This window comes from Pseudomonas knackmussii B13 (assembly GCF_000689415.1).
GTDB classification, from domain to species: domain Bacteria; phylum Pseudomonadota; class Gammaproteobacteria; order Pseudomonadales; family Pseudomonadaceae; genus Pseudomonas; species Pseudomonas knackmussii.
This window is the reverse complement of sequence record NZ_HG322950.1, coordinates 4,924,147-4,946,655: the sequence shown is the minus strand read 5'-3', so window position 1 is coordinate 4,946,655 and position 22,509 is coordinate 4,924,147. Positions and strand designations below refer to the sequence as shown.

At 67.0% G+C, this 22,509-nt stretch carries 20 protein-coding genes and 1 pseudogene; 8 read left to right on the top strand and 13 right to left on the bottom strand.

Annotated elements, in window-relative coordinates; all coding sequences use genetic code 11:
• Window positions 1-8: 8 nt before the first annotated feature.
• Window positions 9-2,551: pseudogene (locus PKB_RS23155) on the top strand (PepSY domain-containing protein).
• Window positions 2,552-2,625: 74 nt separating this feature from the next.
• Here the strand turns inward: PKB_RS23155 and PKB_RS29345 are convergent.
• Window positions 2,626-3,767, bottom strand: a protein-coding gene (locus tag PKB_RS29345) for an IS3 family transposase (protein WP_371365441.1) whose coding sequence is annotated in 2 segments (ribosomal slippage) — window positions 2,626-3,515 and window positions 3,515-3,767 — 1,143 coding nt in all. Because the reading frame shifts where the segments join, the coding sequence is not laid out codon by codon here.
• Between the two features lie 401 nt (window positions 3,768-4,168).
• The gene (lpxO, locus tag PKB_RS23140; protein WP_043254888.1) at window positions 4,169-5,068 is read right to left on the bottom strand and encodes a lipid A hydroxylase LpxO; all 900 of its coding nucleotides are present in this window, start codon (window positions 5,066-5,068) and stop codon (window positions 4,169-4,171) included.
• 145 nt (window positions 5,069-5,213) lie between these two features.
• Here lpxO and PKB_RS23135 point away from each other — a divergent pair, with 145 nt between their 5' ends.
• From PKB_RS23135 to PKB_RS23125, 3 genes are read left to right on the top strand one after another with little or no spacing between them, the layout of a single operon-like run.
• The gene (locus tag PKB_RS23135; protein ID WP_043254886.1) at window positions 5,214-5,969 is read left to right on the top strand and encodes a 5-oxoprolinase subunit PxpA; all 756 of its coding nucleotides are present in this window, start codon (window positions 5,214-5,216) and stop codon (window positions 5,967-5,969) included.
• Window positions 5,966-6,643: a 5-oxoprolinase subunit PxpB gene (gene pxpB, locus PKB_RS23130; protein ID WP_043254885.1), complete on the top strand. Its 678-nt coding sequence runs from the start codon at window positions 5,966-5,968 to the stop codon at window positions 6,641-6,643. Before PKB_RS23135 ends, pxpB begins: the two co-directional genes overlap by 4 nt.
• Window positions 6,640-7,566 (top strand): 5-oxoprolinase subunit C family protein, encoded by a 927-nt coding sequence (locus tag PKB_RS23125; protein WP_043254883.1) that lies wholly within the window; start codon window positions 6,640-6,642, stop codon window positions 7,564-7,566. Before pxpB ends, PKB_RS23125 begins: the two co-directional genes overlap by 4 nt.
• A gap of 6 nt (window positions 7,567-7,572) precedes the next feature.
• On the opposite strand, the gene PKB_RS23120 is transcribed toward PKB_RS23125, so the two are convergent.
• The 7 genes from PKB_RS23120 to PKB_RS23090 all read right to left on the bottom strand — a co-directional run bounded on the left by PKB_RS23120 (window position 7,573) and on the right by PKB_RS23090 (window position 15,294).
• Complete coding sequence (locus PKB_RS23120) at window positions 7,573-8,904, bottom strand: DUF58 domain-containing protein (protein ID WP_043254882.1); 1,332 nt, start codon at window positions 8,902-8,904, stop codon at window positions 7,573-7,575.
• Window positions 8,901-9,911: an AAA family ATPase gene (locus PKB_RS23115; protein ID WP_043254880.1), complete on the bottom strand. Its 1,011-nt coding sequence runs from the start codon at window positions 9,909-9,911 to the stop codon at window positions 8,901-8,903. The genes PKB_RS23120 and PKB_RS23115 overlap by 4 nt, the downstream gene beginning before the upstream one ends.
• The gene (locus tag PKB_RS23110; RefSeq protein ID WP_043254878.1) at window positions 9,908-11,164 is read right to left on the bottom strand and encodes a DUF4350 domain-containing protein; all 1,257 of its coding nucleotides are present in this window, start codon (window positions 11,162-11,164) and stop codon (window positions 9,908-9,910) included. Before PKB_RS23110 ends, PKB_RS23115 begins: the two co-directional genes overlap by 4 nt.
• The gene (locus tag PKB_RS23105) at window positions 11,161-12,735 is read right to left on the bottom strand and encodes a DUF4129 domain-containing protein (protein WP_043254876.1); all 1,575 of its coding nucleotides are present in this window, start codon (window positions 12,733-12,735) and stop codon (window positions 11,161-11,163) included. The genes PKB_RS23110 and PKB_RS23105 overlap by 4 nt, the downstream gene beginning before the upstream one ends.
• Window positions 12,722-13,705 (bottom strand): stage II sporulation protein M, encoded by a 984-nt coding sequence (locus PKB_RS23100; RefSeq protein ID WP_043257681.1) that lies wholly within the window; start codon window positions 13,703-13,705, stop codon window positions 12,722-12,724. The genes PKB_RS23105 and PKB_RS23100 overlap by 14 nt, the downstream gene beginning before the upstream one ends.
• Entirely contained in the window at window positions 13,702-14,460 is a 759-nt protein-coding gene (locus PKB_RS23095; protein WP_052355464.1) for an RDD family protein, read from the bottom strand. Before PKB_RS23095 ends, PKB_RS23100 begins: the two co-directional genes overlap by 4 nt.
• A gap of 72 nt (window positions 14,461-14,532) precedes the next feature.
• Complete coding sequence (locus tag PKB_RS23090) at window positions 14,533-15,294, bottom strand: DUF975 family protein (RefSeq protein ID WP_043254875.1); 762 nt, start codon at window positions 15,292-15,294, stop codon at window positions 14,533-14,535.
• A 111-nt stretch (window positions 15,295-15,405) separates the two neighbouring features.
• On the opposite strand from PKB_RS23090, the gene sbcB reads away from it, so the two are divergent.
• Window positions 15,406-16,839, top strand: coding sequence for an exodeoxyribonuclease I (gene sbcB, locus PKB_RS23085; protein WP_043254874.1), 1,434 nt, complete (start codon window positions 15,406-15,408; stop codon window positions 16,837-16,839).
• 70 nt (window positions 16,840-16,909) lie between these two features.
• On the opposite strand, the gene mvaT is transcribed toward sbcB, so the two are convergent.
• The gene (mvaT, locus tag PKB_RS23080) at window positions 16,910-17,284 is read right to left on the bottom strand and encodes a histone-like nucleoid-structuring protein MvaT (RefSeq protein WP_043254872.1); all 375 of its coding nucleotides are present in this window, start codon (window positions 17,282-17,284) and stop codon (window positions 16,910-16,912) included.
• 248 nt (window positions 17,285-17,532) lie between these two features.
• On the opposite strand from mvaT, the gene purU reads away from it, so the two are divergent.
• Window positions 17,533-18,384: a formyltetrahydrofolate deformylase gene (purU, locus tag PKB_RS23075; RefSeq protein ID WP_043254870.1), complete on the top strand. Its 852-nt coding sequence runs from the start codon at window positions 17,533-17,535 to the stop codon at window positions 18,382-18,384.
• 43 nt (window positions 18,385-18,427) lie between these two features.
• The gene (locus PKB_RS23070; RefSeq protein ID WP_043254869.1) at window positions 18,428-18,613 is read left to right on the top strand and encodes a hypothetical protein; all 186 of its coding nucleotides are present in this window, start codon (window positions 18,428-18,430) and stop codon (window positions 18,611-18,613) included.
• Here PKB_RS23070 and PKB_RS23065 read toward each other — a convergent pair.
• The 3 genes from PKB_RS23065 to upp all read right to left on the bottom strand — a co-directional run bounded on the left by PKB_RS23065 (window position 18,610) and on the right by upp (window position 21,725).
• The gene (locus PKB_RS23065; protein WP_043254867.1) at window positions 18,610-19,611 is read right to left on the bottom strand and encodes a glucosaminyl phosphatidylglycerol flippase; all 1,002 of its coding nucleotides are present in this window, start codon (window positions 19,609-19,611) and stop codon (window positions 18,610-18,612) included. The two genes, PKB_RS23070 and PKB_RS23065, sit on opposite strands and share 4 nt — an antisense overlap.
• Before the next feature lie 182 nt (window positions 19,612-19,793).
• Window positions 19,794-21,083, bottom strand: coding sequence for a uracil-xanthine permease family protein (locus PKB_RS23060; protein WP_043254865.1), 1,290 nt, complete (start codon window positions 21,081-21,083; stop codon window positions 19,794-19,796).
• A gap of 3 nt (window positions 21,084-21,086) precedes the next feature.
• On the bottom strand, window positions 21,087-21,725 hold the full coding sequence (gene upp / locus PKB_RS23055; RefSeq protein WP_043254863.1) for a uracil phosphoribosyltransferase: 639 nt from the start codon (window positions 21,723-21,725) through the stop codon (window positions 21,087-21,089).
• 225 nt (window positions 21,726-21,950) lie between these two features.
• On the opposite strand from upp, the gene PKB_RS23050 reads away from it, so the two are divergent.
• Window positions 21,951-22,508, top strand: coding sequence for a hypoxanthine-guanine phosphoribosyltransferase (locus PKB_RS23050; RefSeq protein WP_043254861.1), 558 nt, complete (start codon window positions 21,951-21,953; stop codon window positions 22,506-22,508).
• Window position 22,509: the final 1 nt, after the last annotated feature.

Sequence of the window (22,509 nt, the reverse complement as noted above, 5' to 3'; positions counted from 1 at the left end):
GCAAGGTGTTGAAGAAAGTCTGGTTCCAGTTGCACTGGCTGTTCGGTATCAGCGCGGGCCTGGTGCTCGCGCTGATGGGCGTCACCGGCGCCACCCTGTCGTTCCAGGACGAGCTGTTGCGCGCCCTGAACCCCGACAGCCTGGTCGTGCAGCGGCAACCGACCGGCACCTTGGCGCTGGACGAATTGGTGCGACGCGTCGAAAGCGCCGTGCCGGGCAAAACGGTTGCCAGCGTGTGGAACACCGTGGACGGCGACCAGGCGGCGCGCATCATGTTCAGCCCGCCGCCCGGCCAGCGCCGCGGCGAGATGCGCTATGTCGATCCCTACGATGGCGAGCTGCTGCCGGCTCCGGTCGGCGAAGGCTTCTTCGGCTTCGTCATGCAGCTGCACCGCTTCCTCGCCATCGGGCGAGGCGGGCGGGCAGGGGACCGGCGCCTGCACGCTGATCCTTCTCTACTTCTGCCTGTCCGGCCTGTACCTGCGCTGGCCGCGGCGCTGGCTGAGCTGGCGCACCTGGCTGACCCTCGACTGGCGCAAGAAGGGCCGTGCCTTCAACTGGGACCTGCACGCCGTGGCGGGGACCTGGTGCCTGGCTTTCTACCTGCTGGCGGCGCTGACCGGGCTGTTCTGGTCCTACGACTGGTATCGCGGCGCGCTGTTCAAGCTGCTCGACGACGCCCCGGCTGGCCAGCAGCGCCAGGGCGGCGGCCCGCGTGGCGGCAAGCGTGGTGAAGCGCCCAAGGGCCCGCCGCCGCAGGTCGATTACGCGGCGCTGTGGAACAGCCTGCAGCAGCACGCCGGCGCCGGCCTGACCGGCTACAACCTGCGTCTGCCGCCGGTTGGCCGGGCAGCCGGCGACCTTCTACTACCTGCTGGACGATGCGCCCCACGAGCGCGCGCTCAATGAACTGACCCTCGACCCGCTGAGCGGAAAGGTGCGCAGCGGCAAGCGCTTCAACGACAGCAGTTTCGGCAAGCAATTGCTGACCAGCGTGTATGCCCTCCATGTGGGCAGCTACTTCGGCTTGCCGGGGCGCATCCTGATGATGCTGGCGAGCCTGACCATGCCGCTGTTCTTCGTCACTGGCTGGCTGCTCTACCTCGACCGCCGGCGCAAGAAGCGCGCGGTCCAGGCCGCACGCGTCGAACCCGATGGCGATGCCGATGCCTGGCTGATCGGCTATGCCAGCCAGAGCGGTTTCGCCGAACAGCTCGCCTGGAAGAGCGCCGGCCAGCTGCAGGCGGCCGGTTTGCCGGTGCGCGTGGAACCGCTGGCGCGCCTGGGTCGCGAGCAACTGGAGAGCACCCGCAACGCCCTCTTCGTGGTCAGCACCTTCGGTGACGGCGAGGCACCGGATGGCGCCCGCGGTTTCGAGCGCCAGCTGCTCGGCCAGAGCCTCGGCCTCGGCCAGCTGCGCTACGCCATGCTCGCCCTCGGCGATCGCCAGTACGCAACCTTCTGCGGTTTCGCCCGGCGTGTGCAGGGCTGGCTGCAAGGGCAGGGCGCCCGGCCACTGTTCGACGGCGTGGAGGTGGACAACGGCGACGCCGCCGCCCTGCGCGACTGGCAGCAGCGCCTCGCGCAATTGACCGGTACGGCCGCGCCTGCGCCCATCGCTGCGCCGCAGTTCGAACTCTGGACCTTGTCCGGGCGCGAACACCTGAATCCGGGCAGCCAGGGGCAGTCCACCTGGTTGCTGCGTCTGCAAGCGCCGGCCAGCGGTGCCGATTGGCGCGCCGGAGACCTGGTGGAAATCCTCCCGCGGCACCCGCGCGAGCGCGTGTTGGCCTGGCTCGCGCGCCTGGGCGTGGACGGCATGGCCTGCGTCGAAATCGACGGGCGCCTCGCAGGGCTTTCCGATGCCCTGGCCGACCGTGAGTTGCCGGCCTCCCTCGAACACCTGGTCGGCTTGCATCCGCAGGCGCTGGTGGAAGCCCTGGTGCCGCTGGCGCCGCGCGAGTACTCCATCGCCTCGCTGCCCAGCGACGGCCAGCTGGAGCTGATCGTGCGCCAGGAGCGTCACTCCGACGGCAGTCTGGGCGTGGGCTCCGGCTGGCTCACCGAATTCCTGCAGCCCGGTGCCGGCGTGGCACTGCGTCTGCGCCGCAACGCCGGCTTCCACCTGCCGGAAGACGACCGCCCGCTGATCCTGATCGGTAACGGCAGCGGCCTGGCCGGCCTGCGCTCGCTGTTGCGCGCGAGCATCGCCGAAGGTCGCAAGCGGAACTGGCTGCTGTTCGGCGAACGCAACCGCGAGCACGACTTCTATTGCCGGGAAGAGCTGGAAGGCCACCTGGCGCGTGGCGAACTGGCGCGCCTTGACCTGGCGTTCTCCCGCGATCAGGAACGAAAGGTCTACGTGCAGGACCTGCTCTGCGAGCACGCCAGCGAGCTCAAAGACTGGTTGGAAGAAGGCGCAGCCATCTACGTCTGCGGCAGCCTGCAAGGCATGGCCGGCGGCGTGGATGCGGTGCTGCGCGAAATGCTGGGCGATGCCGGGGTGGATGCGCTGCTGGACAGCGGGCGCTATCGGCGGGACGTGTACTGAGGCCGATAGGTACGCCCCGTAGGAGCGGACCTTGTCCGTGAAGTGGTCAAGTAAAACTGGACACTGGTTTAGGTCTATCCAGCCAGCTCTTCACGCCGTGCCGGTGTCTGGTAATCGTTGTGACTGTGTGGCCGTTGGTGGTTGTAGTAGTCGGTGACGTAACGCAGCACGTCGGCTTCCGCCTGGGGCTGATCGACGTAGCCGGAGGGCGGTATCCATTCCGACTTGAGGCTTCTGAAGAATCGCTCCATCGGCGCGTTATCCCAGCAGTTTCCTCGACCGCTCATGCTTTGCCGAATGCCGTAGCGCCAGAGCATTTGGCGAAATTCGAGGCTGGTGTAATGACAGCCCTGGTCGGAGTGAAACATCAGTTGCTGTGGCATGCCCCTGGCTTCGTAGGCCACCCGCAGAGCGCGCCCGGTGAGTTGTGAGTCGGGCCGGTTGGACATGGCCCAGCCGACGATCCGACGTGCATACAGATCCATCACGGCGGCCAGGTAGATCCAGCGGCCACCGGCCCAGATGTACGTCACATCCCCGCACCACACCTGGTTGGGGCGGCTCACATTGAACCGGCGCGCCAGCTCATTGGCCGCGATGGCACTGTGTTCCTTGGCAACCCGGTAGCGATGTTTACGGCGTTGTGTACTGACGAGCCCGGCCTCTTTCATCAACCGGGCGGCAAGGTAACGGCCTGCAGGAAAGCCCTCGTTGCGCAAGGCGGCCGATAGCGTTCGGGCACCGGCCGCGCTGCGGCTCTGGGCATGCAGTTCCACCACGCGCTGGCGTAACGCTTCTCGTCGACTGCAGACGCGTGCCTGCCGCTTTCGGGCCGCATAAACACTGCTGCGATTTACCTGGAATAACCGGCACAGTTCCGTACGCGAATACTGCTCGCCCAATGCCTCGACCAGCCTGACTAGTCGAGGGCGTCCGACATCAAGAGAGCGGTAGCCTTTTTTAGAATCTCTTTCTCCCGCTCCAAGCGGCGGACTTGCGCCTCCAACTCCTGAATGCGCCGCTGATCCTCTGTCAGCGCCTTGCTATGCGCAGGCGTCTGGCCGCCACGCTCCAGTTGCAACTGCGCCACCCAGCGACGCATCGCCGTGGGCCCCACCCCCATCGCCTTGCAGGCGGCCGGCACCGTATAGCCTTGATCCACCACCAAGCGGGCGGCTTCCAGTTTGAAATCTGGACTGAATGATCTTCTGCTCATGAACACCTCAGCTGTGGGCGAAGCTTAACGCCCTATCGGGGTGTCCAGAATCATTAGGCCACTTCACCGCGATTCGCGGGCAGGGCCCGCTCCTACAGGTTGGGATCGGCGTGGGATTTTCGCGGACGAATCCGCTCCTACGTAGCTTCTGGATCCCCGCCTTCGCGGGGACGACGTGGGAGACGACGAGTCTAAATTCCGTCACTCCCGCGAACGCGGGAGCCCAAAAGACTGTTGCTCCTGCGCGATGAGGGGCTCTACGGTCAACGCGGTTCGCGAGCAAGAACTTGGCGTCCCCCTCGCTCCTACGAAGAGCCGCTGCGGACCAGCCTTCTGCGAGCTGCCACGGCAGAAAAACAAAACGCGCCCCGGGGCGCGTTTTGTTGTCTGTCAGCCTTGCCTCAGATCCACAGGATCAAGCCGAGGAGGGCGGCGAAGAACGACCACTTCTGCAGGTAGTACAGCTTGCGGTTGCGCTTCTTCAGCGCCTTGCCCCGCAGGCGGATCTTGTACAGCGAGCCGAAGGCGCGGTTGATCGCGCCGGTCTTGTCGCCGGCATCGTTGGGCGATGCGGCGGCGGCCATTACGTTGCGGCTGAACCAGCGGTTGAAGGCCTGGACCCAGCGGTACTTCAGCGGTCTTTCGACGTCGCAGAAGAGGATCACGCGGTCGTGCCGGGTGGTGTTCTCGGCGTAGTGGATGTAGGTCTCGTCGAACACCACGGCCTCGCCGTCCTTCCACGAGTAGCGCTGGCCGTCGACTTCGATGAAGCAGCCCTCGTCGTTCGGGGTGACCAGGCCCAGGTGGTAGCGCAGCGAGCCGGCGTAGGGATCGCGGTGGCGCACCAGGCGCGAGCCCGGCGGCAGCTCGGCGAACATCGCCGCCTTCACCGAGGGAATCTCGCGCAGCAGCGCGGTGGTCTGCGGGCAGACCTCGTCGGCTGACGGGTGCGCCTCGTCGTACCACTTCAGGTAGAAGCGCTTCCAGCCGGTCTTGAAGAAGGAGTTGAAGCCGACGTCGTTGTACTGCTCGGAGCGCTTGATGCTGCCGGCCTCACGCAGGCGCAGGGCCTCGGCGCGGATGACTTCCCAGTTCTCGGTCAGCTTGCGCATCTCCGGGAAGTCGTCGGGTGACAGGTAGGGTTTGTTCGGCACCCGCGAGAACAGGTACATGAAGCAGTTCAGCGGGGCGAAGAAACTGGAGTGATCGCTCAACTGCCGGGAGAGCTTGTGGCGTACTTGGCCGCGCATGTGCACATAGGCGATGGAGGCCGCGTAGGCGCTCAGGATCAGGGCTTTCATCGAGAAATCATCGGATGTCGGCGGGCGGAAACCGGGAATGTTACTCCCCCAAGATGGCTAGTGGATATTACCTACGACCAATTGGGCAGTGTCTGGTTTAACCTAGGAACATTTCCGAAACCTTAAGGCGAATCCGAGGCAAACCATGACCGACCAGTCTCCGCGCATCCTGCTCAACTGCGACATGGGCGAGAGCTACGGCGCCTGGCGGATGGGTGACGATGTCCATGCCATGCCGCTGATCGACCAGGCCAACCTGGCTTGCGGCTTCCATGCCGGCGACCCGCTGACCATCCAGCGCACCGTGCGCCTGGCGGTCGAGCAGGGCGTGAGCATCGGGGCGCACCCGTCCTATCCGGACCTCGCCGGTTTCGGCCGCCGCCATCTGAGTTGCTCGCCGGAAGAGGTGCAGGCCCTGGTGCTCTACCAGCTCGGCGCGCTGGACGCGTTCTGCCGCGCCGCCGGTACCCGTGTCGATTACGTCAAGCCGCATGGCGCGCTGTACAACGACCTGGTGCGTGACGACGCCTTGCTGGTGGCAGTGCTCGACGCTTGCGCCGCCTACCGCAAGGGCCTGCCGCTGATGGTCCTGGCCCTGGCCGACAACACCCGCGAGCTGGCGCTGGCCGATGCCGCCGACGTGCCGCTGATGTTCGAAGCCTTCGCCGACCGCGCCTACCTGCCCGATGGCCAATTGGCGCCGCGGCGACTGGCCGGCGCGGTGCATCACGAGCCGCAGCGCATCCTCGACCAGGCCCTGGCCATCGCCCGTGGCGAGCCCTTCCCGGATATCGACGGCAACCCGCTGCGCCTGCGCGCTGACAGCCTCTGCGTGCATGGCGACAACCCCGAATCCCTGGCGGTGCTGCGCCGCCTGCGCGGCCTGCTGGACGCCGCATGATTCGCATCGAGCCCTTTGGTGCCCAAGCGCTGTTGTTGACCCTGGCCGAGCAGCCCGACGCGCAATTGCCGCTGCGCATCGCCGCACTTGCCGAGCGCCTGCGCGCGCGACTGGGCGAATCGCTCACCGATCTGGTACCGGGCTGGACCACGCTGCTGCTGCACTACGACCTGCGCCGCACCGATCACCTGGAGCTGTCCCGCTTGCTGCAGCCGCTGCTGGCCGACTGGCAGGCGCACCCCGTCCATGAAGACGCGGGGCGCTTGCACGAGATTCCCATCTGGTACGCCGGTGAAGACCTCGCCGAAGTCGCGCGCCTGTGTGGGTTGAGCGCGGCGCAAGTGATCGATCTGCACAGCGGGCGCGACTATCGCGTCGGCGCCATCGGCTTCGCGCCCGGTTTCGCCTACCTCGGCGAGCTCGACGAGCGCCTCGCCCTGCCGCGCCGGGCCACACCGCGCACGCGAGTGCCGGCCGGCAGCCTGGCCATTGCCGAACGACAGACCGCGATTTATCCCCAGGCCTCGCCGGGCGGCTGGCACTTGCTAGGGCTGACGCCAGTGCGCCTGTTCGACCCGCAGCGTGAGCCGCCCTGTCCCTTTGCGCTGGGCGACCGCGTGCGCTTTCTGCCCATCGACGAAGCGGCCTTCCGCCGCGCGGGTGGTCAGCCATGAGCGGCTTGCGCGTACTCAAGCCCGGTGCCCTGAGCCTGTTGCAGGACGCCGGCCGAAACGGCTGGCAGCACCTTGGGGTATCGCCGGGCGGGCCTGTGGATATCCAGGCGGCGGCCTGGGCCAATCACCTGCTGGGCAATGCCTGGGGCACGCCCTTGCTGGAGATCGCCCTGGGCGGCGTGCGCTTGCAGGCCGAGACGGACTGCTGGCTGGCGCTCTGCGGCGCCGAGCTGCCGATCCGGGTGGATGGCGAGGCGCGTGCGCCCTGGTCGCGCTTCCCGCTGCGTGCCGGCCAGACGCTGGAGCTGGGCTACGCCGCCAGCGGTCAACGCGCTTATCTGGCCGTGGTCGGCGGTTTCCAGGTCGAGCCCGTTCTCGGCAGCGTGGCCTGCCAGACCCGCGAGGGGCTGGGCGGACTGCATGGCGACGGCAGCGCGCTGGCGGCGGGTGACCTGCTGCCGTGCGAATCGAGCATCGGTGCCTTCACCGGTTCTGCGCAGGTGCCCTGGCCCTATGTGCCGGACTATCGCAATCCGCCGCCATTGCGCGTGATGCTTGGCGGCGATGCCCAGGCTTTCGCGCCGGAGCAGCGCCAGGCGTTCTTCACCCAGCCCTGGCGTCTTAGTCCGCAGTCCGACCGCATGGGCGCGCGGCTGCGTGGCGACCCCCTGCAGGCGCCCAAACGGCAGTGGTCGCTCGGCATGCTGAACGGCGCCATCCAGGTGCCGCCGGATGGCCAGCCGATCGTGCTGCTGGCCGATCACCAGAGCATGGGTGGTTATCCACTGCTGGGCTTCGTGCATCCGCTGGACCTGCCGCACCTGGCGCAATGTGCGGCACATGCCGAGGTGCGTTTCGTCGAGGCTGATCTGCTGGCGGTGCAGGTGGAGTTGCGCGCTTTCTACCGCTTCTTCGGCGCCTGACGCGGCTCAGAGGGCGCCGGCGCGCTTCCAGCCCAGGTAGCGGCTGACCAGCTCGGGGCCGAGCTGGCTGGGGCGGGCGTCGAGCACCGGCACGCCGTTGGCCAGCAGCTTTTCGTGCAGCCCGGCGCGGGCGTTGAGGTAGTCGAGGGCGCCGCAGTAGGTCAGGGCTTCTTCGTAACCTTGCACCGGCGCCTGGCGCAGCTGGTCGAGAACTTCCTCGCGCAGGCTGGCGACCAGCACGCGGTGCTGGCGGCCGAGGCGGCGCACGGAGGCGACCAGTTCGTCGTCTTCCTCATCGCGCAGGTTCGTCACCAGCACCACCAGCGCGCGGCGACGCTGGCGGCCGAGCACGGTCTGGATGGCGTTGGCGTAGTCGGCTGGGCGCTGGCTGCTTTCGAGGTCGTAGACCGCGTTGAGCAGGGCGCCGAGCTGGGCGTTGCCCTTGGCCGGCGGCAGGTGACGGGTGCGCTCGCCGGCGAAGGTCAGCAGGCCCACGGCATCGCCCTGGCGCAGCGCCACGTAGGCCAGCAGCAGGCTGGCGTTGAGCGCGTGGTCGAAGTGGGTGAGGTCGCCGTCCTTGCTGCGCATGTGCCGGCCGCAGTCGAGCAGGAAGAGGATCTGCTGGTCGCGCTCGTCCTGGTATTCGCGGGCGATTGGCGTGCGCTTGCGCGCGGTGGCCTTCCAGTCGATCTGGCGCAGGGTGTCGCCGTCGCGGAATTCGCGCAGCTGGTGGAACTCCAGCCCCAGCCCGCGGCGTTGCCCGGGGCGCACGCCGATGCGGCTGAGCCAGTGGTCGACGGCCATCAGCTCGGCGCCGTAGATGCGTGCGAAGTCGGGGTAGACGCGGGTTTCGTCGCGCTGTTCGAGGTAGCGCCGGCCGCGCCACAGGCGCAGAGGGCTGGGCAGTTCGATCTCGCAACGGGGGAAGACGAAGTGGCCGCGTTGCAGCGGTCGCACGCGGTAGCCGAGTTCCGTGAGTTCGCCGGGGTGCAGCTCGACTGCTTGCGGCAGGTACTCGAACTCCATGCCGGCGGGCAGGTGGTCGAAGAGCGTCACGCGCAGGGGCTGGCGGAAGCCGTGGTGCAGTTGCAGGCGCACGTCGCTCCAGCGCCCCAGCGGCAGGTTGCCGGCCAGTTGGCGTTGCAGGCGCGGCGAGGGCAGGCGGCGCAACCTCAGGGCGTCGACCGCCGCCAGCGCCAATATGGCGAGCAGCGCACCCCACCAGAGGCTGCCGAGGATCGCCGGAGCCGGGCTGCCCAGGGCCGTGGCGCTGCCCAGCAGCAACCCAGCGATAGCGAGCGTGGCGAGCAGCGCGAGCAGCGCGCGCGAGGGCTTCATACGCGCGGCGCCGGCACCTGGTCGATGAGTTGTTGCAGCACCTGGTCCACCGACAGGCCCTCGATATCCAGCTCCGGCGAAAGCCGCACGCGGTGGCGCAGCACGGCGAGGGCGCAGCCCTTGATGTCGTCGGGGATCACGAAGTCGCCGCCGCGCAGCAGGGCGCGAGCCCGGGCGCAACGCACCAGGGCGATGGACGCGCGGGGACCGGCGCCGAGCGCCAGGCCCGGCCAGTTGCGCGTGGTGCGGGCGATGCGCACGGCGTAGTCGAGCACCTGGTCGTCGATCGCCAGGTCCGCGGCGATCTTCTGCAGGGCGATCACGTCCTTGTCCTTGAACAGCGCGCGCAGGGGCGCCACGTCGAGCATGTCGCTGCGCGCCGAACGGGTGACCTGGCGCACCAGGTTCTGCTCCTCGGCCTCCTGCGGGTAGTCGATGCGCAGCTTGAGCATGAAGCGGTCCAGCTCGGCCTCGGGCAGCGGGTAGGTGCCTTCCTGCTCGATCGGGTTCTGCGTGGCCAGCACCATGAACGGCTGCGGCACCGAGAGGGCGCGGCCCTCCAGGGTCACCTGGCGTTCCTGCATGACTTCCAGCAGGGCGGCCTGGGTCTTCGCCGGCGCGCGGTTGATCTCGTCGGCCAGCAGCAGGTTGGTGAACACCGGGCCCTTGCGCAGCTTGAACTGCTCGCTGGCCAGGTCGTACACGGCGTGGCCGGTGACGTCGCTGGGCATCAGGTCGGGGGTGAACTGGATGCGTGCGAAGGCGCCGTCGAAGCAGCGCGCCAGGGCCCGCACCAGCAAGGTCTTGCCCAGGCCCGGCACGCCTTCGACGAGGACGTGGCCGCCGGCGAGCAGGGCGGTCAGCACGTCGTCGATGACCCCGACCTGGCCTATCAGGGCCTTCTGCAGTTCATGGCGCAGCGCCTGGGCCAGCTGGCTGGCGCGCTGGCGCTGGAGCGTCGGGTTGGGCGGCGTGGTGGCGCTGGATTCGGGCGTCTGATCGGTCATAGGGCATTCCTGAGGGTTTGCAGGTGCGCGACCTGGCGGGTGAAGTCGGCGGCGCTCATGCGCTGTTTCGGGTGGGGCCGCATGGCCTGGCTGATGGCGCCGACCGGCAGGCGCGTCATGCGCCCCAGGTGCTGCCATTGCTCGGCGATGGGCAGGCGTTCGAAGCCGGGCTGGCGTTGCCGCGCGCGGCGCAGGATATCGCGTTGCAAGCCTTGCAGCAGGGCCGCGTGGCCGCGCTGGCGGAGCAGGAAGTCGGCGCTGGCGCGCAGGTGCTCGACCAGTTGCCGGCGTGCGCGGCTGGGCACCGGCTGCAGCGGCCCCTGGCGCAGGCTGACTCGCCACAACACAAGGGCCAGCAGCAGGGCGCCAGCGAGCAGGGCCTGGGGATAATTGCGCAGCAGCAGGCTGAGCAGGCTGTCGCTGTCGGCGCGGTAGACCAGGGTGACGGCGCTGTCCTGGGTCAGGTACCAGAGCAGCCAGGCGTTGTCGTATTCGTCGAGCTTGTCGTTCTGCCAGATCCAGTTGTCGGTAAGGACGGTGATCAGGCCTTCGCCTTGCTGCAGTTGCAGCAGGTGGGTGGTGTCGTGGCTGTTGGCCCAGGCGTAGGCCAGGTTCTTCGAGTCGAAGAGGTGGTATTCGGTATCGAAGCCGAAGTAGGCCGGGGCTTGCTCGTTGTCCAGGTAGAGCTTGGTCAGGTCCGGATAGGCGTCATCAGCACTGGCGCGGGTCGGGTCGTCCGTCTCGGCTGGCGGCGCGGCGTCGGTGTCCGCGCCCTCGGCGTCCTGCGTCTGTCCCTTGTCGCCGTCGGTGCCTATTCCTGGTGCCTTGTCCAGGTCCTTGCTGAGGTACTGGCGCACACCAAGCGGGTCGAGCAGCGGGTCGCCGCTCTTGCCGGTCTTGTCGTCCCACAGGTGTTCGGCGGTGACGATCAGGCTGCCGCCCTGTTCCACCCAGCTCATCAGCTGGCGATTCTGTCCGGGCGTGATGCTGTTGCGGCTGCCGAGCAGCACCAGGGTGTGCCCCTTGCTCGGCATCTGGTCGAGTCCTTCGAGGCTGCGGACGCTGTTGACCGAGAGCCCGCGGCCGCGCAGGTAGCGCTCGGCGGCGAGATAGGGGTTGGCGCGGGCTTCCGGCGCCGGGCCGAGTTCCAGGGTGCGGGTCTGCGGGTGCAGGTTCTGCACCAGGTAGTAGCCCAGCCCGCTGAGCACGGCGAGCAGCAGCACGACCAGCAGCGCACGTGTCGTGCGGGTCATGGCGTCACCCGGGCATCGAACAGGCCGCGCCAGCCGTCGCACAGTGCCTGCTTGTAGTTGGCGGCGGGCAGGCGATGGCCGTAGGCGAGGTCCTGCCAGCGGCCGGTGAGCAACTGCGCGTAGCTGTCCAGCTCGGGGCGCTGCAGGCTCGCCACGCTCTGCAGGACTTCACCCTCGGTGGTCGATTCGCGCAGCGGCAGGCGGAAGTCGTGCAGCAGGCGGCTGAGCAGGGCGCGGTAGAGCAGGCCGAGGGCGGCGCGTGGCTGTTCGTCCCACAGGCGTTCGGCTTCGCCGGCAATGTCGCCGGGCAGGCTTTCCGGGGTCAGCTCCAGACCGAAAAGTACGGGCGGCGCTTCGCGTTTGGCGCGCTGCGGCAGGCCCAGGCGCTCGGCAAACAGGCGCAGCCAGGCGCGGTAGCGCCACAGCAGGAGGAAGGCCAGGGCGAGTAGCGCGGCCCAGAGCAGGGCCTGCACGGATTGGGCGATGAACTCGAAGGGCTTCCAGTGGCGCAGGGCGTCGAAGAACGCCTTCATGTCGGCGTCGCTTTGCTTCGCCTTTTCTTCCTTCGCTTCGCCCAGTTGCCATTGGGTTTGCGTCTCGCGGTTGCGGAAGGGCGGGGCGTCGAGCAGAGAGTGGGCGGCCTGGCGCGACTGTTCGCTGCTCAGGCGCTGATGCTGCAGGCGCGGCGCGTCGGGGCCGTTGGGATCGGTCTGCGGCAACGGGCAACTGCTGGCGCCGGCCTCTTCGGCGGCCCAGGCGGAGGGCGTGGGTAGCAGTAACAGCGCACTGGCGCAGAGCAGCAGGAGCGCGTAGGCGCTGCCGATGAGGCGCTGGCGCAGGCGGCGGAAGGTCAGCTCGATATCCCAGGCTTCCAGCTCGGTGCGGCGGTTCAGGTAGAGGCTGAAGCCGCAGGCCACGTAGACCGGCTCCCAGACCACCAGGGCCACGGCGTAGAGCAGGTTGGCCAGGTGCTCCAGCCATTGCAGGTCGCCCTGCAGCACGTTGAGCAGCGCCTGCCATTTCCAGTCCGACAACCATTGCTGCGGCAGCAGCAGGTAGAGCAAGGCCATCAGCCCGAGGTAGAGCGCGGCCTCGAAGTGCATGCCGATCACCGTCAGCCAGGTCGCGCCGGCGGCGTTGCGCTGGCCGAGGACGATCAGCCGCTGGCTGCGCTCGCGGCCCTTGAGGCCTTCGAGTTGCTGCACCGGTAGGTCGAAGCTGCGCGTCGGGCTGAAGCGCCGCCACAGCAGGCTGGGCAGCAACTGGCGTCGCAGCAGGCCGGGGAAGGCGCGCAGGGATTCGCGTAGGGTCGGGGTGTCGCCGAACAGCGCGCGGGAAAGGATGTACAGCGGCAGGCGCTCGAAGGCCGGCTTCAGCCACCAGAACAGCAGGATCGCCAGGCCAGGGTAGTTCCACAGCGCCAGGCTGAGCACGACGAAGATCGGCAGCGTCACGGCCGCCCAGCTCGCCGTCAGCAGACCGGCATGGCGGCGCGCCAGGAGCACGCCGAGGTCCAGCGCTTCCCAGGCGCTGCGCGGGCGGATCGCCACGCTGGCGTCAGTCAGGCGCATGGGTGCGGCGTCCGGCGAACAGGAAGTAGCTGCCGACCAGCAGCCAGAGCGCGGCGCCGACGCCGTACTTGACCATCGGCGGGAAGCGCGTGAGCGACGACCAGTAGCCCTCGACGAAGGCGGCGATCAGCAGCAGCAGGATGACCCCGGCGACCAGCCGGATCGCCCGTGCCGCCGCTTCGCGCAGCGCTTCGCCGCGGCTTAGGCGGCCGGGCGCGAGCAGCGCCCAGCCGAGCTTGAGCCCGGCGGCGCCGGCGAAGGTGATGGCGGTCAGCTCGAAGGCGCCGTGGCCGACGACGAAGGACCAGAAGGTCTGCACGTAACCGATCTGCGTCAGGTGGCCGGCCACCGCGCCGATCATCAGGCCGTTGAAGAACAGGAAGAACAGGCTGCCGAGGCAGAACAACAGGCCACTGGCGAAGGTCTGGAAGGCGATGCCGATGTTGTTCATCACGTAGAAGGCGAACATCTGCCAGTTGTCCCCGGCGCCGCGCTCGGCGAGCGGGCCGAGGCGGCTGGCGTCGGGGGAGTACATGGCTTCCATGTCGGCGACCCGGTCGGGGCTGACCAGGCTGTAGACCAGGTCGGGGAAGTAGAACACCAGCAGGCCCATGAGCAGCAGGCTGCCGTAGAACAGCAGGCTGGCCACGGCGATGGCGCGCCACTCCTCGCGCACCAGGCGGGGAAAGCCGGCGAGGAGGAAGCCGATCAGGCGCGCACCGAGATGGCTGCGATGGCGGTAGAACTGTTGGTGGCCGCGCATGGCCAGTTGTTGCAGCTGGTCGATCAGATGGCTGCTGTAGCCGCGGTCCTGGGCCAGCGCCAATTGCTGGCAGATGCTGCGGTACTCGCTGGCGAATTCTTCGGCGCGTCCGGCGTCTTCGCGCTTGCCGGTTTCCAGCTGCTCCAGGCGCTTGCCGAAGCGTTTCCATTCGCCGCGGTGGCGCTGTTCGAACAGGCTCTGCTTCATGGCGTGGCCAGGCCTCCGCCGAGCAGCCCGCTGGCGATGCCCTGGATACGAGCTTCGGCCTGTGCGGCGGGTACGTTGAGCGGCTCGGCAAGGATACCGGCCAGCTCTTCGCGCCGCGCCGCCGAAAGGCCGGCGCTGCGTTCGGCGAAGCCAGTGAAGGCGCGTTGTTCGGCCAGGCTCAGCGGGCACGGCGGCAATTGCGCCGGCACTTGCGGCAGCGCCGGTTTGCCGGGCAGCGGATCACGGTAGATCACCAGGGTGCCGGCGGCGAGATCGCCCAGGCGCTTGAATGCCGGGTTGGACAGGCAGGCGAGCAGGCCGAGCGTGTAGCCGAAGGGCAGGATGTCGGCGAAGCGCAGCAGGTTGCGCAGCAGCGAAGCGGACCAGCCGACCGGCGTGCCGTCGTCGTGCACCACGCGCAGCCCCATCACCTGTTTGCCCGGCGAGCGGCCCTGGTTCAGCACCTCGAAGAGCACCATGTACCACCAGGTCACGAGGAAGGTGAGCAGCAGGCCGAGGCCGGTGCCGAGCTGGCCGAGGAAGGCCAGCAGGATGAACATCGCCAGCATCAGCAGTACGCGGATGCCCAGGTCGATGAGGTAGGCCAGGCCGCGAGCCACCGGGCCGGCCGGGCGCAGCAGCAGGTCGATGCCTTCCGGGGTCTCCACCTGGTAGCGGGTGTCCAGCGGTGCAGCGGCTGGCGAAGGGGCGGGGCGGGGCGGCGCGGCGGCGATCAAGGCAGGTGGCTGTGACATGAGGGAAAGCCAGATGCTAGCCAGCACCGTCCGCGCAGGCAACCAGCGCGGAGGTCAAATCCGTGGCTCATCTCAATTCGCCGGCGGCAGTACGCCGAAGATGGTGCGATAGAGCACGCCGATGGCGATGATGGCCATCGGCAGCGTCCACACCAGGCCGATGCCCAGCGGGATGGCGCTCAGCAGGAGGATGCCGCCGATGGCCAGGAACAAGCCGAAGACCTTGAACCAGTGCTTGCTGATCGCCTTGCGCGAAGCCTCCATGGCCTGCCAGGGCGAGAGGTTGCGCTCGACCAGCAGCGGCACGGCCAGCGAATAGGCGACGCCCAGGTAGATGCCCGGCAGCAGCAACAGGAACATGCCCAGGTAGATGAGCGCGGTTATCCCCAGGCCGGTGATGAACAGCGGCGTGAACAGGCCGAAGTGGCTGAACATTTCGTTGATCTCCGCCGGTTGGTCGGCCGCGCGGCGGATGCCGATCAGGTTGAGCCCGGCCAGCAGCGGGTAGCAGAGCGCGCCGGCGAAGACGTTCACCACGATCTCCAGGACCTGGGTGCCGGCGTGCGACACCTGGAACAGGCCCAGCAGGCCGAGGACGAGGGCGATCACGAAGCTGATGACGTTGATCGCCACACCGTAGATGAGCACGGCGCCAATCAACGTGCCCTTCATGCCTTTCACCTTGTGCCAGGCTTCGCCGAGCACTTCGCCGATGCGGAAGTCATAGTCGCGGGCGAGGGCTTCTTCGACGCTGAGGGCGCCGGAGTTCACGCGAGGTTCGTGGAGGCTGCTGCCGGGCGTGGCGTAGGGATTGTCGCTGCTGTTCGTCGTCATTTACCTATTCCTTGGTAGTAATCACGTCGCTAACGATAGCCCATTGCCAGCGCTCGCGGGGCGGCAGGGCGCGGGTGATAGACTCCCGCCGCCAGGCCAAGGGAGAGCGCCATGAACGCCAGCATTTTCTGGTACGACTACGAAACCACCGGTATCGATCCGCGCCGCGACCGCCCGCTGCAGGTCGCCGGCATCCGCACCGACGAGGCGCTCAACGAGATCGAGGCGCCGCTGAACTTCTACTGCCGTCCCAGCGACGACATCCTGCCGCATCCGGCGGCCTGCCTGATCACCGGCATCACCCCGCAGCGCCTGGAAGCCGAGGGCCTGGGCGAGGCGGAGTTCATGACCCGGCTGCATGCCGAGCTGGCCCGTCCGGGCACCTGCGTGGCGGGTTACAACACCCTGCGCTTCGACGACGAGGTGACGCGCTACAGCCTCTATCGCAATTTCTTCGATCCCTATGCCCGCGAATGGCAGGGCGGCAACAGCCGCTGGGACCTCATAGACCTCGTGCGCACCACCTTCGCGCTGCGCCCGGAAGGCATCGAGTGGCCGCGCAACGAAGAGGGTGTGGTGACGCTTAAGCTGGAGCGTCTTACCCAGGCCAATGGCATCGAGCATGGCCAGGCCCACGACGCGCTGTCCGACGTGCGCGCGACCATCGCCCTGGCTCGCCTGGTTCGTGAGCGCCAGCCCAAACTGTACGACTACCTGTATCGCCTGCGCAGCAAGACGGCGGTGCTCGATCAGGTGCGCCTGTTGCAGCCGCTGGTGCATGTCTCCGGGCGCTTCTCCGCGGCGCGCAATTTCCTTTCGGTGGTGTTGCCGCTGGCCTGGCATCCGCGCAATCGCAATGCGCTGATCGTCTGCGACCTGGGGCTCGATCCGGCGCCCCTGCTCGACCTGGATGGCGACGCCCTGCGCAGCTGCCTCTACACCCGTCGCAACGAACTGGCAGAAGGCGAACTGCCGGTGCCGCTGAAGCTGGTGCACGTCAATCGCTGCCCCGTGCTGGCGCCACTGAGTGTGTTGCGCGAGGCGGATCGGCAGCGCTTGCAGATTGATCTGGACGGCCAACTGCAGCGCGCCGAGTTGCTGCGCGAGAACAAGTCCGTCTGGCAGGCCAAGCTGGCTTCGATATATGCCGAGGAAAACTTTGCGGCCAGCCAGGATCCGGAACAACAGCTATATGACGGATTTATTGGCGACCGCGACCGTCGACTCTGCGAAGAGGTGCGTCGGGCGGAGCCTGCGCGGCTCGGCAAAGAGCAATGGCCGTTCGATGATCCGCGCCTGGGTGAGTTGCTGTTCCGCTATCGCGCGAGAAATTTCCCGGAAACTTTGTCGGGACTCGAACAGGAACAATGGCGAGAGTTCTGCCGTTGCCGGCTGAGTCTCGAGGAGTACGGTGCGCCGAACACCCTCGGGAGTTTCGAAGTGGCCCTGGCTGGACAGCTTGAAAATACTGGCGTGCAGGGACAGGCGCTGCTGCAAGAGTGGCAAGCCTATGCGGCGAACTTGCGCCAGCGTTATGGCTTGTAGGGCGCGGGAATATTTATCGCGGCAATAAAAAACGCCAGCCGAGGCTGGCGTTCTTGCTGGAGCGGGCGGCTTAGCCGAGCAGGGTGGCCCAGCTCTCGACGGTCTCGGCGCCCCACTTGGCTTTCCATTCCTTGAGCGTCTTGTGGTTGCCGCCCTTGGTTTCGATCACTTCGCCGTTGTGCGGGTTCTTGTATTGCTTGACCTTGCGAGCGCGTTTGGTGCCAGTGCTCTTGGCCGCGCGCGGGGACTTGGTCAGCTTGGCGTCCGGATCGAGCAGCGCAATGATGTCGCGCAGGGACTTGCCATAACCGCCCATCAAAGCCCGGAGTTTCCCTTCGAACTCCAGTTCCTTCTTCAGTTTGTCATCCTGTTCGAGGGATTTCAGACGATCTTGAAGTTCCTTGATGGCTTCTTCGGTGGCGCGGTACTCATTGATCAGCGACATTTGGGGTACCTTATCTTGAGGTTCGGCGTTGGAGGGAAGTTTTACTCTCAATAATAGTCAGTTGATTACTTGGAGTAAACCGGGAATTAATGAATCGTCAGCGTCATTCGTTGTAATTAAGTTAAACATCCGAATGTATTGGCTTGGCTATTCAACAGTTCCGTGGCGCGCTCGGCGGCAGCGGTCGCGGATTTCCCGGGCAGCCGTTAGAATGGCCGCCTTCGCGATGTATCTGGAGTCACACCCCCATGCGCACTTTTCGACTGGTGATCGCTTGCCCCGATGGGGTTGGCATTGTCGCCAAGGTGAGTAATTTCCTGGCCACCTATAACGGCTGGATCACCGAGGCCAGTCACCACTCCGACAACGACAGCGGCTGGTTCTTCATGCGCCACGAGATCCGTGCCGACTCGCTGCCGTTCGACCTCGCCGGCTTCCGCCAGGCCTTCGCGCCCATCGCGCGCGAGTTCTCCATGGAATGGCGCATTACCGATTCGGCAGTGAAGAAGCGCGTGGTGCTGATGGCCAGCCGCGAGTCGCATTGCCTGGCCGACCTGCTGCACCGCTGGCACAGCGGCGAGCTGGATTGCGAGATTCCCTGCGTGATCGCCAACCACGACGACCTGCGCAGCATGGTCGAGTGGCACGGTATTCCTTACTTCCATGTACCGGTCGATCCGAAGAACAAGCAGCCGGCTTTCGAGCGCGTGTCGCAGCTGATCGACGAACACCAGGCCGACAACGTGGTGCTGGCGCGCTACATGCAGATCCTGCCGCCGGACCTGTGCCAGAAGTACCGCCACCAGGTGATCAACATCCACCACAGCTTCCTGCCCTCGTTCGTCGGCGCCAAGCCGTACCACCAGGCCTCGCTGCGCGGCGTGAAGCTGATCGGCGCGACCTGCCACTATGTCACCGAGGAACTGGACGCCGGCCCGATCATCGAGCAGGACGTGGTGCGCATCAGCCACCGCGACAACATCGAAGACCTGGTGCGCCTGGGCAAGGACGTGGAAAAGCTGGTGCTGGCGCGCGGCCTGCGCTATCACCTGGAAGACCGCGTGCTGGTGCACGACAACAAGACCGTAGTGTTCGACTGACCGTCGAGGCCGGGCGAACCCCCAATCACAGGAGAGCCCGGCCATGTCCGACGAGAAAGCCCCCGGAACCGCCACCCCGCCGCCCACCCTGGGCGAAGGCTGTACCAGCCGTTACGACGTCGATGCCCTGAGCGAAGAAGACGGCACCGAGTTTCCCGGTGCCGCCGACCTCTGGCGTGAGTTGCACGAAGAAGGCGACGACAAGCCGCCGAAGAAGCCCGCCGACTAGGAGCGCTCCGCGCGCAGGCCGATCAGCCGACGCAGCAGCGGGCGCCCGGCCATGAGCGCGAACACCGGCCCGCCCGCCACCAGGTAGAAGTAGTAGGTCACCACCCGCCAGACCAGGATGGCCGCCGCCGCGGTCGACTTGCCCACCAGCGGGCCGAGCAGTGCCATCGAGGTCAGCTCGGTGCCGCCGGCACCGCCAGGTAGCAGCGTGGCCAGGCCCGCCGCCAGCGACAGCAGCTGGACCAGGAAGGTCCAGGCCCAGTGCAGCTCAACGCCCATCGCCCGCAGCACCAGATAGAGCACCGAGAAGCGCAGCGTCCAGTGGCAGCTGGTCAGCAGGAACACCAGCAGCAGCCGGCGCGGCGGTTGCTTCAGGCTGATGACGATGTTGTCGCGGAAGTGCAGCAGCTTGCGCGCCCAGTGCAGGCGCCGCCGCGGGCCGACGCGCAGGCGCGCCAGCAGGCGGCCGTTGGCGCGGATCACCCGGCGCTGGAAGCGCGCCAGCAGGATCACTGCGCAGAGCAGGCCGCCCAGCAGCAGGGCGCCCAGCAGCAGCGAGGATTCCAGGTTCGGGCTCAGGCTGTGCGACAGCGTGTAGCCCAGCACCACCAGCAAGGCGCTGAGGAAGAACAGCAAGTCGCTCAATTGGTCGACGGCGAAGATCGCGCTGCTCTGCGCCGGGCGCATGCCGCGTCGCGCCAGCAGCGCCATCAGTGTCAGGGGTGCGCCGCTGCCGCCGGGCGTCGCGTAGAAGGCGAACTCCGAGGCCATGACGATGCCGACGGTCTGCCGCTGGCTCAGCGGGCCGGCGCGGCCGGCCAGCAGCACGCGTAGTTTCTGCGCGTTGATCAGCCAGCACAGCAGGATCATGCCGAACATCAGCAACAAGCTGTCGAGCGGGAAGCGTGCGAGTTGATCGAGCATCGACCGGCCGCCTAGCAGCAAAGGCAACAGCGAAGCGCCGATCAGGGCGATCAGCAGCCACCAGGCGCGGCTCATGGGCGGTTACCGGTGGCAGGCAGGGTAGGGGGCAAAGCGGAAATGACGGTTTCCTCCAGGACGGTGCGCTTCCATCGCTGTGGACTGCCGCGTGCGGCAGGCGTTCGCAGTCGCTCAGGGGATTCTGGCGGGGAACGCGATCGAAGCGGCCCGAACCTTTGCCCGGTTCGGGCCGCTTCGGGTCAGTCGGCGTCTTGTTCGCCGCTGCCTTCGTTCAGGGTCTTGTTCTCCCAGCCTTCTTCGCCAGGGAGGATCATGTTGAGCACGATGGCGACGATGGCGCACAGGGCGATGCCCTTCAGGCCGAAGTCATCCGGGCCGGTGCCCGAGCCGATCAGTACGCCACCGATGCCGAACACCAGGGTCACCGATACGATCACCAGGTTGCGCGCCTGCGACAGGTCGACCTTGTGGCGGATCAGGGTGTTCATGCCCACCGAGGCGATGGTGCCGAACAGCAGGCAGAGGATGCCGCCCATCACCGGCACCGGGATGCTCTGCAGGATGGCGCCGAACTTGCCGATGAAGGCCAGGCCGATGGCGAAGCAGGCCGCCCAGGTCATGATCTTCGGGTTGTAGTTCTTGGTCAGCATCACCGCTCCGGTCACTTCGGCGTAGGTGGTGTTCGGCGGGCCGCCGAACAGGCCGGCGGCCGAGGTGGCCAGGCCGTCGCCGAGCAGGGTGCGGTGCAGGCCCGGCTTCTTCAGGTAGTTGCGGCCGGTCACGCCGCCCACGGCGATGACGCCGCCGATGTGCTCGATGGCCGGCGCCAGGGCGACCGGGACGATGAACAGGATGGCCTGCCAGTTGAACTCCGGGGCGGTGAACTTGGGCAGCTCCAGCCAGGGCGCCGCAGCGATCTTGGCCACGTCGACCACGCCGAAGACGAACGACAGCGCGTAGCCCACCAGCACGCCGGAGATGATCGGCACCAAGCGCAGCATGCCCTTCCCGAACACGGCCACGATCAGGGTGGTGACCAGCGCCGGCATGGAGATCAGCATGGCGGTCTTGTAGGGAATCAGCTCGGTGCCGTCACCGGCCTTGCCCATGGCCATGTTGGCGGCGATCGGCGCCATGGCCAGGCCAATGGAGATGATCACCGGGCCGATGACCACCGGCGGCAGCAGGCGGTCGATGAAGCCGGTGCCTTTTATCTTCACGGCCAGGCCGAGGAAGGTGTAGACGAAGCCCGCGGCGAACACCCCGCCCATGGTCGCGGCCAGGCCGAACTGGCCCTTGGCGAGGATGATCGGGGTGATGAAAGCGAAGCTCGAAGCCAGGAACACCGGCACCTGGCGACCGGTCACCAGCTGGAACAGCAGGGTGCCCAGGCCCGCGGTGAACAGCGCCACGTTCGGGTCCAGGCCGGTAATCAGCGGCATCAGCACCAGGGCGCCGAAAGCCACGAAGAGCATTTGCGCGCCGGAGATGATCTGGCGCCACAGCGGGTCGTTGAATTCGTCGGCCATGGATCAGGTGTCCTTCTGCTTGGTGCCGAAGATCTTGTCGCCGGCATCACCCAGGCCGGGAATGATGTAGCCGTGCTCGTTGAGGCCCTGGTCAATGGACGCGGTGAAGATCTTCACGTCCGGGTGGGCGGTGTTGACCGCCTTGATGCCTTCGGGCGCGGCGACCAGCACCATGGCGCGGATTTCCTTGCAGCCGGCCTTCTTCAGCAGGTCGATGGTGGCGACCATGGAGCCGCCGGTGGCCAGCATCGGGTCGATGATCATCGCCAGGCGCTCGTCGATCTCCGGGACCAGCTTCTCCAGGTAGGTGTGCGCTTCCAGGGTTTCCTCGTTGCGCGCGACGCCAACGGCGCTGACCTTCGCCCCGGGGATCAGGCTGAGCACGCCGTCGAGCATGCCGATGCCGGCACGCAGGATGGGCACCACGGTGATCTTCTTGCCGGAGATCTTCTCCACCTGTACGGCGCCGGCCCAGCCTTCGATCTCGTAGTTCTCCAGCGGCAGGTCCTTGGTCGCTTCATAAGTCAGCAGGGCGCCGACTTCCTGGGCCAGCTCGCGGAAATTCTTGGTGCTGATGTCGTGGCGGCGCATCAGTCCGATCTTGTGGCGGATCAGGGGATGGCGAATCTCGAACACAGGCATGGGCGGGGTCTCCGGGAAGGGCGGGCAAAAAAACGCGTTAGCGTAATGCATCTTAGGGGCAGTTGGCAGTTGCCGCGCGAAAAACGCCGGGGCGCGATTATCCACAAGGGCGATGCACAATTGGCCTGCTCTGGGTCAAGATTGTGCTCGACTTTCGTCCGCCGGCACTTGCCCCCGGCAAGGCGGATGAGTACCTTTGCGCACTTTTTCCGGGAGACCCCGCCAATGTCCGCCGATCTCGCGCACATCCGCCAAGTCATGGCCGAAGCCGACTGCCTCTACACCAATGCCGAGGTAGAAGCCGCCATCACCCGCGTCGCCAGCGCCATCAATGCCGAACTGGCCGAGCGCAACCCGGTGGTGTTCTGCGTGATGAACGGCGGGCTGATCTTCTCCGGCAAGCTGCTGCCGCAGCTGGACTTCCCGCTGGAAGCCTCCTACCTGCACGCAACCCGCTACCGCAACGAAACCACCGGCGGCGAGCTGTTCTGGAAGGCCAAGCCGGAAGTCTCCTTCATCGACCGCGACGTGCTGATCATCGACGACATCCTCGACGAGGGTCACACCCTCTCGGCGATCATCGACTTCTGCCGCCATGCCGGCGCCCGCGAAGTGCACACCGCGGTGCTGATCGACAAGGATCACGACCGCAAGGCGCGTCCGGACCTGAAAGCCAACTACGTCGGCCTGTCCTGCATCGACCGCTACATCTTCGGTTACGGCATGGACTACAAGGGCTACTGGCGCAACGCCCCCGGCATCTACGCCGTCAAGGGCCTCTGAC

Excerpts from the sequence above, each read along its gene's own strand:
- purU (WP_043254870.1), top strand. The coding sequence starts at position 17,533 with ATGCGCACTTTTCGACTGGTGATCGCTTGCCCCGATGGGGTTGGCATT.
- PKB_RS23125 (WP_043254883.1), top strand. The coding sequence starts at position 6,640 with ATGAGCGGCTTGCGCGTACTCAAGCCCGGTGCCCTGAGCCTGTTGCAG.
- PKB_RS23100 (WP_043257681.1), bottom strand. The coding sequence starts at position 13,705 with ATGAAGCAGAGCCTGTTCGAACAGCGCCACCGCGGCGAATGGAAACGC.
- PKB_RS23095 (WP_052355464.1), bottom strand. The coding sequence starts at position 14,460 with ATGTCACAGCCACCTGCCTTGATCGCCGCCGCGCCGCCCCGCCCCGCC.
- PKB_RS23115 (WP_043254880.1), bottom strand. The coding sequence starts at position 9,911 with ATGACCGATCAGACGCCCGAATCCAGCGCCACCACGCCGCCCAACCCG.
- PKB_RS23090 (WP_043254875.1), bottom strand. The coding sequence starts at position 15,294 with ATGACGACGAACAGCAGCGACAATCCCTACGCCACGCCCGGCAGCAGC.
- sbcB (WP_043254874.1), top strand. The coding sequence starts at position 15,406 with ATGAACGCCAGCATTTTCTGGTACGACTACGAAACCACCGGTATCGAT.
- mvaT (WP_043254872.1), bottom strand. The coding sequence starts at position 17,284 with ATGTCGCTGATCAATGAGTACCGCGCCACCGAAGAAGCCATCAAGGAA.
- lpxO (WP_043254888.1), bottom strand. The coding sequence starts at position 5,068 with ATGAAAGCCCTGATCCTGAGCGCCTACGCGGCCTCCATCGCCTATGTG.
- PKB_RS23060 (WP_043254865.1), bottom strand. The coding sequence starts at position 21,083 with ATGGCCGACGAATTCAACGACCCGCTGTGGCGCCAGATCATCTCCGGC.
- upp (WP_043254863.1), bottom strand. The coding sequence starts at position 21,725 with ATGCCTGTGTTCGAGATTCGCCATCCCCTGATCCGCCACAAGATCGGA.
- PKB_RS23120 (WP_043254882.1), bottom strand. The coding sequence starts at position 8,904 with ATGAAGCCCTCGCGCGCGCTGCTCGCGCTGCTCGCCACGCTCGCTATC.
- PKB_RS23065 (WP_043254867.1), bottom strand. The coding sequence starts at position 19,611 with ATGAGCCGCGCCTGGTGGCTGCTGATCGCCCTGATCGGCGCTTCGCTG.
- PKB_RS23135 (WP_043254886.1), top strand. The coding sequence starts at position 5,214 with ATGACCGACCAGTCTCCGCGCATCCTGCTCAACTGCGACATGGGCGAG.
- pxpB (WP_043254885.1), top strand. The coding sequence starts at position 5,966 with ATGATTCGCATCGAGCCCTTTGGTGCCCAAGCGCTGTTGTTGACCCTG.
- PKB_RS23110 (WP_043254878.1), bottom strand. The coding sequence starts at position 11,164 with ATGACCCGCACGACACGTGCGCTGCTGGTCGTGCTGCTGCTCGCCGTG.
- PKB_RS23105 (WP_043254876.1), bottom strand. The coding sequence starts at position 12,735 with ATGCGCCTGACTGACGCCAGCGTGGCGATCCGCCCGCGCAGCGCCTGG.
- PKB_RS23070 (WP_043254869.1), top strand. The coding sequence starts at position 18,428 with ATGTCCGACGAGAAAGCCCCCGGAACCGCCACCCCGCCGCCCACCCTG.
- PKB_RS23050 (WP_043254861.1), top strand. The coding sequence starts at position 21,951 with ATGTCCGCCGATCTCGCGCACATCCGCCAAGTCATGGCCGAAGCCGAC.